Source organism: Chloroflexota bacterium, from assembly GCA_013152435.1.
GTDB lineage: Bacteria > Chloroflexota > Anaerolineae > DUEN01 > DUEN01 > DUEN01.
The window spans coordinates 40,553-47,127 of the sequence record JAADGJ010000133.1; the positions used below are offsets into that span (position 1 = coordinate 40,553).

General features: G+C 64.0%; 6 protein-coding genes. 5 read left to right on the top strand and 1 reads right to left on the bottom strand.

The window, feature by feature from the left end; translation table 11 throughout:
* Nucleotides 1-66: 66 nt before the first annotated feature.
* Nucleotides 67-1,908, bottom strand: a complete 1,842-nt coding sequence (locus GXP39_18630; protein NOZ30051.1) for an APC family permease — start codon at nt 1,906-1,908, stop codon at nt 67-69.
* A 762-nt stretch (nt 1,909-2,670) separates the two neighbouring features.
* On the opposite strand from GXP39_18630, the gene GXP39_18635 reads away from it, so the two are divergent.
* The 5 genes from GXP39_18635 to GXP39_18655 all read left to right on the top strand — a co-directional run.
* Nucleotides 2,671-3,081: a cobalamin B12-binding domain-containing protein gene (locus GXP39_18635; GenBank protein ID NOZ30052.1), complete on the top strand. Its 411-nt coding sequence runs from the start codon at nt 2,671-2,673 to the stop codon at nt 3,079-3,081.
* Between the two features lie 4 nt (nt 3,082-3,085).
* Nucleotides 3,086-4,090, top strand: coding sequence for a methylmalonyl Co-A mutase-associated GTPase MeaB (meaB, locus tag GXP39_18640; protein NOZ30053.1), 1,005 nt, complete (start codon nt 3,086-3,088; stop codon nt 4,088-4,090).
* A gap of 228 nt (nt 4,091-4,318) precedes the next feature.
* Nucleotides 4,319-5,281 carry a ribose-phosphate pyrophosphokinase gene (locus tag GXP39_18645; GenBank protein ID NOZ30054.1) on the top strand — a complete coding sequence of 321 codons (963 nt, stop codon included), beginning with the start codon at nt 4,319-4,321 and terminating at the stop codon, nt 5,279-5,281.
* Nucleotides 5,278-6,213, top strand: a complete 936-nt coding sequence (locus GXP39_18650; protein NOZ30055.1) for a polysaccharide deacetylase family protein — start codon at nt 5,278-5,280, stop codon at nt 6,211-6,213. Before GXP39_18645 ends, GXP39_18650 begins: the two co-directional genes overlap by 4 nt.
* Nucleotides 6,214-6,459: 246 nt before the next feature.
* Nucleotides 6,460-6,575 (top strand): DNA recombination/repair protein RecA (locus GXP39_18655; protein NOZ30056.1); only part of this gene is annotated, 116 nt, incomplete at its 3' end.

The window sequence follows — 6,575 nt, forward strand, 5'->3', positions numbered from 1 at the left end:
GCAAATCCGCCAACGCCCAAGCGATTCCGCACGGACGGGCCACGCTACTCCTCACAGGCAAATGCCCTATTCATAAAGATAGTAGGGCACATCGACGATGATCTCGTTGTGCTCCGTGCGCCGGTAGAGCAAGGCCGCCTTGAGCATGAGCGCCGTTTGGTTGTGCAACAGATAATGCCACGAACGTCGGGGGACGAACTCCGGCAACACGATCGTCAGCGCATCCCCCTTCTCCAGGGAGGCGCTCACCTGGTCGATATAGGACAGCAAGGGCCCCTGCACAGAGCGGTAAGGAGATGGGAGCACGACCAGAGGCACCGGGGTGTTCAACTGATTCCAACGCTCACGCACGCGCTCCGTGCGCTCCGGCTCTACATCCACCATGACGGCCGTGACATCGTCCGAGACCGACTGGGCATAGTGAAGCGCCTTCAGCGTGCCCCGATGTACCCCGGAGATGGGCACGATCACCCGGTGGCGGCGTACCGGTTGCGGAAGCGGCAGGTCCGGCGTCTTGATGGAAAGCTGTCGGCGCACCAAATCGTAATGGTGGCGAATGGCCAGGAACACCCGCACCATCAGCGGGATGAGCAAGACCACGATCCAGGCACCGTGCGCGAACTTGGTCGCGGCGATCACCACCAGGACGACGCCGGTGGCGACGGCGCCAATGCCATTGATCACGACGTCTCGCTGCCAACCCGGCTCGCGCAGCCGCAGGCTATGACGCACCAACCCGGCCTGGGCCAGGGTGAACGAAAGGAAGACGCCTACCGCGTACAAGGGGATCAGCGCGTGTGTGCTCCCCCGGAAGAGGGCCAACAGCAACGCCGCCACCCCTCCCAGGATCAGGATCCCGTTGGAGAAGACCAGCCGGTCTCCCAGGTTCGCCAGCTGTCTCGGGAGGAAACGGTCCACAGCCATCAGGGAGGCCAGGCGCGGGAACCCGTTGAAGCTCGTGTTGGCGGCCAGGACCAGGATGAAGGCCGTGGTGGCCTGAATCAGATAGTAGAGCGGGCTTCCATTCCCAAATATCGTTCGGGCAAGCTGCGAGACAACCGTCTCCCCCTCCACCGGGACGATCCCATACGCCCGGGCCAGCCAGGTGATGCCCAGGAACATGGTGACCAGGAGCACCGCCATGGCCGCCAGCGTATGGCTGGCGTTGCGATCCTCGGGCGGCTCGAAGGCCATCACGCCGTTGCTGATCGCCTCGATGCCCGTCAGCGCCGTGCACCCGGAGGAGAAGGCTCGCAGGACCAGGAACATCGTCAGCGCCTGGACCGGCTGCACCGTCTCCCGCACCGGGGGCGGGGAGACATGCCCGGTGACGGCCTTGGCCAGCCCGGTGCCGATCATCATCAGAAAGCTGACGATGAACAGGTATGTGGGGATGGCGAAAATGGTCCCGGACTCCCGCACGCCGCGCAGATTCCCCCACGTGATGAGCATGATGAAGAAGACGCCCAGGCCGACCCGGTGATCGTACAGGGCCGGAACGGCGGAGGTGATGGCGGCGACCCCCGCGGACACGCTCACCGCGACGGTGAGCACGTAATCGATCAGCAAAGCCGCCCCGGCCACCAGCCCGAACATGATGCCCAGGTTTTCCTTAGAGATGATGTACGCGCCGCCGCCGGAGGGATACGCGTGAATCCCCTGGTAGTAGGATGTGGCCACAATGGTGAGCAGCGCGGCGATGGCCAACGCGATGGGCCATGACAAAGCCAGCGCCCCTGTTCCGGCCAACACCAACACCAACAGGATCTCCTCCGTCGCGTACGCGACGGAGGAGAGGGCATCACTGGAGAATACCGCCAACGCCTTGACCTTGGTCAGCCGCTCGTGAACCGCCTGACTGGTCTCCAAGGGGCTTCCCACCAGCAGGCGTCTGACGTTTACCCCCATCTCATCCCCCCTTGCGCGCAATCGAAAGGATCGCGTCGAAAGCACGCACAGAAAGGCCCCGCCTGGCGGGGCCACATCATCATCGTCTCTTGCCACAGCAAAGCGAACGCTTACGCCCCTTTATAGCGCAGCCCATCGCTTCTGTCAAAATGACCCTCGGGTCATCCTAGGGCCTTTTCAAAGGCCAACGTCCATATTGGCATACATGGCGCCTGCAGGGGCGAGGCAAGGTGTCGTGTCTGTATACGCGTCTTCTCGGTTTCCCCCACCACCCACCGTTGAGCCCCCTTCTCCCGGGCTCGGGAGAAGGGGGGTTGGGGGATGAGGGCTGTTTTCCCTCGGTCGATGATCAGGAGAATGTCTTGCATCGGGCGACACGCGGGGTGTTCCTACCACCCCGATTTCCATCACTGACTTTGAAAAAGCCCTGCGGGTCATCCCCATCAGGAGAAGCGCGCAGGAACCCGGCTTGCTTCCGCCTCGCGCTCGCCCTTCCGGAAGAAGCCTTTCTCCCGCCTCCGACCTGCCCGGCCTCGGCCCAGATCCTCGCGGAAAGGGCCGAGAAAGGCAGACAAGCTGGGAAAGTAGGATTTCTGTGGAGGGGCCCCCTCCACACCTCCCCCTGTGAAGCACGCAGAAGGAAGCTCAACGGATCAGGATCACCGATGAATCAGGATCCACTACCTTGTAAGAAAGGCAGCTTGACGGCTTCTCTCACTTCATCTTATAATCATGTCACACCGATTTCCGATGGGAGACCCTATGTCCGACCGCAAGATCCGAGTCCTAATCGCCAAACCCGGCCTGGACGGCCACGACCGCGGCGCTAAGGTGGTAGCGCGGGCGCTACGCGACGCGGGGATGGAGGTCATCTACACGGGCATCCGACAAACCCCGGAGATGATCGCCGAGGCCGCCCTGCAGGAGGACGTGGATGTCGTCGGGTTGAGCATCCTCTCCGGCGCCCACATGACGCTATGCCCTCGCGTTGTGGAGCTGCTGCGACAGCAGGGTATGGACGACATCATCGTGCTCGTCGGCGGGATCATCCCGGAGGAAGACAAGGCGGCCCTGGAGGCCGCCGGAATCCATGCCGTATTCGGCCCCGGAACTCCTCTACAAGAGATCATCGACTTCGTCCATCGCGCGGTGAAGGCACCGACTGAGGCATAGCGAAATGGATATCGCCGATCGCTTGCTGGCGGGGGACCGACGGGCGCTGGCCCGGACGATCACCCTGATCGAGAACGGTGACCCTGAGGCCCGGTCCATCCTGCAGCGGCTCTACGCGCACACCGGCCACGCCCATATCGTCGGCGTGACCGGCGCTCCCGGCTCCGGCAAATCCACTCTCGTCAGCGCGATGGCACGCGCGTATCGGGAGCGCAACCAGGCCGTGGGCATCATCGCGGTCGATCCCACCAGCCCCTTCACCGGCGGGGCGCTCCTGGGCGACCGCGTGCGCATGCGCGATCTGGCAGGGGACCCGGGCGTGTTCATCCGGAGCATGGCCACACGCGGCCACCTGGGGGGACTGGCCCGCGCCACATCCGAGGTCATCATGGCGCTGGACGCGGCGGGCTACCAGAGGATCCTGGTGGAGACGGTGGGCGTGGGACAGGCGGAGGTCGACATCGCCCGGACGGCCCACACCACCATCGTCGTGCAGGCACCCGGCATGGGCGACGAGGTCCAGGCCATCAAAGCCGGCGTTCTGGAGATCGCCGACGTCCTGGTCATCAACAAGGCGGATCGGGACGGCGTGGAGCGCACCGAGTCAGCCCTGCGGATGGCCCTGGAGGCTGGGGAACAAGTCTCCCATCACGGCCGCTTCATGAGCATCGAACCCCTGAAACCACCCTCGCCGGGATGGCGTCCCCCCATCCTCCGCACGGTGGCCACCGCACAAGAGGGCATCTCGGGGCTGGTGGACGCGGTGGAACGACACGCCGCATACCTTCAGGAGAGCGGCCGTTGGCACGAAAGGGAGCGCACGCGCGTGGAACTCACCCTTCGGGAGATCCTGCGCGATGAGCTGATGGCGCTGTTGATGACGAGGCTACCTCGCCACCTCGTGGAGACGCACCTGCAGCAGATCGTAGCGCGCGCCCTCGACCCCTACAGCGCAGCTGTGGCGCTGCTGACAGCGACGATGCGAACGGATGAGGGAACCGTTGGCTGATCCTCAATGGCCGAGCCAGACGAAGGAAACACGAGGTGAAAACCTCCCTTATAAACACCCCACAAATTCTCGCATGAAGCGACTTCCTCCCTTCCACAGACGACCTGCATTCCCTCCCTATATGGCGGCCCGGTATAGTACGGCGTCGATCCGGGGGCAACGCCGTCTCAAGCCACATACGCATCTTGCAACACGCGCGATGACCACCCATAACCCGGAGAGCACAAGATGGATCGCATGTACGGTGAACTGACCATTATCAGCGGCACCGCCAACGAGCCTCTCGCACAGGAGATCTGCCGGTACCTGGGCATCCAGCCGACGTCCGCGGACGTCTTCCAGTTTCCCAACGAGAACATCTTCTGCAAGCTCCATCAGAGCGTGCGAGGGAAGGACGTATTCCTGATCCAACCCACCTGCTCGCCTGTGAACAAGAACATCATGGAGCTGCTCATCATGATCGACTGCCTCCGGCGTGATTCGGCCGGACGCATCACCGCCGTCATCCCCTATTACGCCTACGGGCGAACGGACAAGAAAGATCAACCCCGGGTCCCCATCACCGCCCGGCTGCTGGCCGATCTGATCACCGTCGCCGGGGCCGATCGCTTCCTCTCCGTCGACCTGCACGCCCAGCAGATCCAGGGGTTCTTCACGATTCCGGTGGACGAGCTCACCGCGTTGCACATGTTTGTAGACTATTTCGCCGGGAAGAAGCTCCCCAGCCTCACCGTCGTCGCCCCGGATATCGGGGCCGCCCGGAGAGCCCGAAATTTCGCCGAACGGCTGAACGCCTCTCTGGCCATCATCGAGAAGCGCCGGACACTGGACGGCTCATCCACGGCCATGTTCAGCCTGATCGGCGACGTGCGCGGGCGTCCGGTCATCATCGTGGATGACGAGATCGACACGGCTGGGACGCTCTCCCGCGCCGTCCACTTCCTGTGGGAGCGCGGCGCCCAACAGGTGTACGCCTGCGCCACGCACCCGATCCTGTCCGGGTCCGCCGCGGACCGCATTCGCGAGAGCAACCTGACGGAGCTGGTGGTCACCAACACCGTGCCAATCCCTCCGGAGAAGATGGAGCGCCTGGGCGGCTGCGTGACCGTGCTCTCCATCGCCCCCCTGCTGGGCGAGGTGATTCGGCGCATCCACGAGGGCATCTCCGTCGGGGAGCTGTTCGACGAATGACCCGGCCCCTCTTCTGGCCATCGATCCTCCTCCTCGTCTGGATGCTGGCCGGATGCCGGGCGTCGCCGCGCACCTATGAGCCCGCCATTCCAACGGGCGCGGAGACGCCCCGCCCCACGGCGACATTCACCTCGACGCCGCAGCGAACCTCCACAGCGATGCGACCACGCGCCACATCGCCATCGCCATCCGCAGCGACCGCCACCCGGAAGCCCCTCCCGCCCACCGAGGAGCACTCCACCCCCACGTCGATTCCCACACCCAGCCGTGTCTCGACGCCCTCCGCCGGGGGGAGCGAAGCACCCCTCCCCACCCCCAGCCCGGAGGAGATCCTGATCGGCCGCCGCGAGGGCCGAATGGTCCACATCGGATTCGACGTGGAAGGCGATCCCCGCATCCTGGACGAGCTCCTCGCCGTATTAGAGGAGGAAGGCTACCGCACCACCTTCTTCCTGCAAGGGGAGTGGGTCCAGTATCATCCCGAAGCCACGAAACGCATCGCGGCGGCCGGCCACGAGCTGGGCAATCACTCCTGGAGCCATCCGGACATGCGGACCCTGGATGAGGCTGGGATCGAACGGGAGATCCGGGACACGGAAGCCCTCGTCTGGAAGCTCACCGGGCGCAGCACGAAGCCGTTCTTCCGCCCGCCCTACGGGCTGCGCAACGCGCTGGTCCGAGAGGTGGCGTATCGGCTGGGGTACACCACGGTGATATGGACCTTCGGCGCGCAGGACTGGGAGCCCAACGCCGATGAGAACTCAGTATATCGTAATCTGGTGGATCACGCGGCCCCGGGCGTGATCTTCTACCTGCACACCAGCCACAACTTCAACCCGCCGGCGGTTCGACGGGCCATCCGGACGCTGCGCGAGCGAGGATTTCGGCTGGTATCCCTCAGCGAGCTGGTCACCTCGCCCTCCGAGCCGTAGCGGGGCGGGAACGGAGCCGGCCCGACGTCGGAGTGGGTGCGGCCCGGCCTCCCATCCCCCTCAAAAGCCCACCCTCCATCAGAGAGTACATCTCCTGCGGAGGCCGCACGCTGGTATGCACAAACAACTTGATTTTTCCCCTCGGATGGTGTAAACTAAAATCGCCAGTATCTGTACTTTCTCTCTTGGAGAGACCAGGTCGCACAAATTTTAGGGAAGAGAAAGTTTCAGCGGAGGAACGAGCGGATGGAAGCCGGACGTCGGAAAGCTCTGGACACGACCTTGGCGAACCTGCAGAAGCGGTTTGGGGAAGGCGTGATCATGCGGTTGGGGGAGGCGACGCATCTGCAGGTGGACGTGAT

What these genes read in the sequence shown, in the direction of transcription:
- GXP39_18630 (NOZ30051.1), bottom strand. Translation starts at nt 1,908, where the DNA reads ATGGGGGTAAACGTCAGACGCCTGCTGGTGGGAAGCCCCTTGGAGACC.
- GXP39_18635 (NOZ30052.1), top strand. Translation starts at nt 2,671, where the DNA reads ATGTCCGACCGCAAGATCCGAGTCCTAATCGCCAAACCCGGCCTGGAC.
- GXP39_18650 (NOZ30055.1), top strand. Translation starts at nt 5,278, where the DNA reads ATGACCCGGCCCCTCTTCTGGCCATCGATCCTCCTCCTCGTCTGGATG.
- GXP39_18645 (NOZ30054.1), top strand. Translation starts at nt 4,319, where the DNA reads ATGGATCGCATGTACGGTGAACTGACCATTATCAGCGGCACCGCCAAC.
- meaB (NOZ30053.1), top strand. Translation starts at nt 3,086, where the DNA reads ATGGATATCGCCGATCGCTTGCTGGCGGGGGACCGACGGGCGCTGGCC.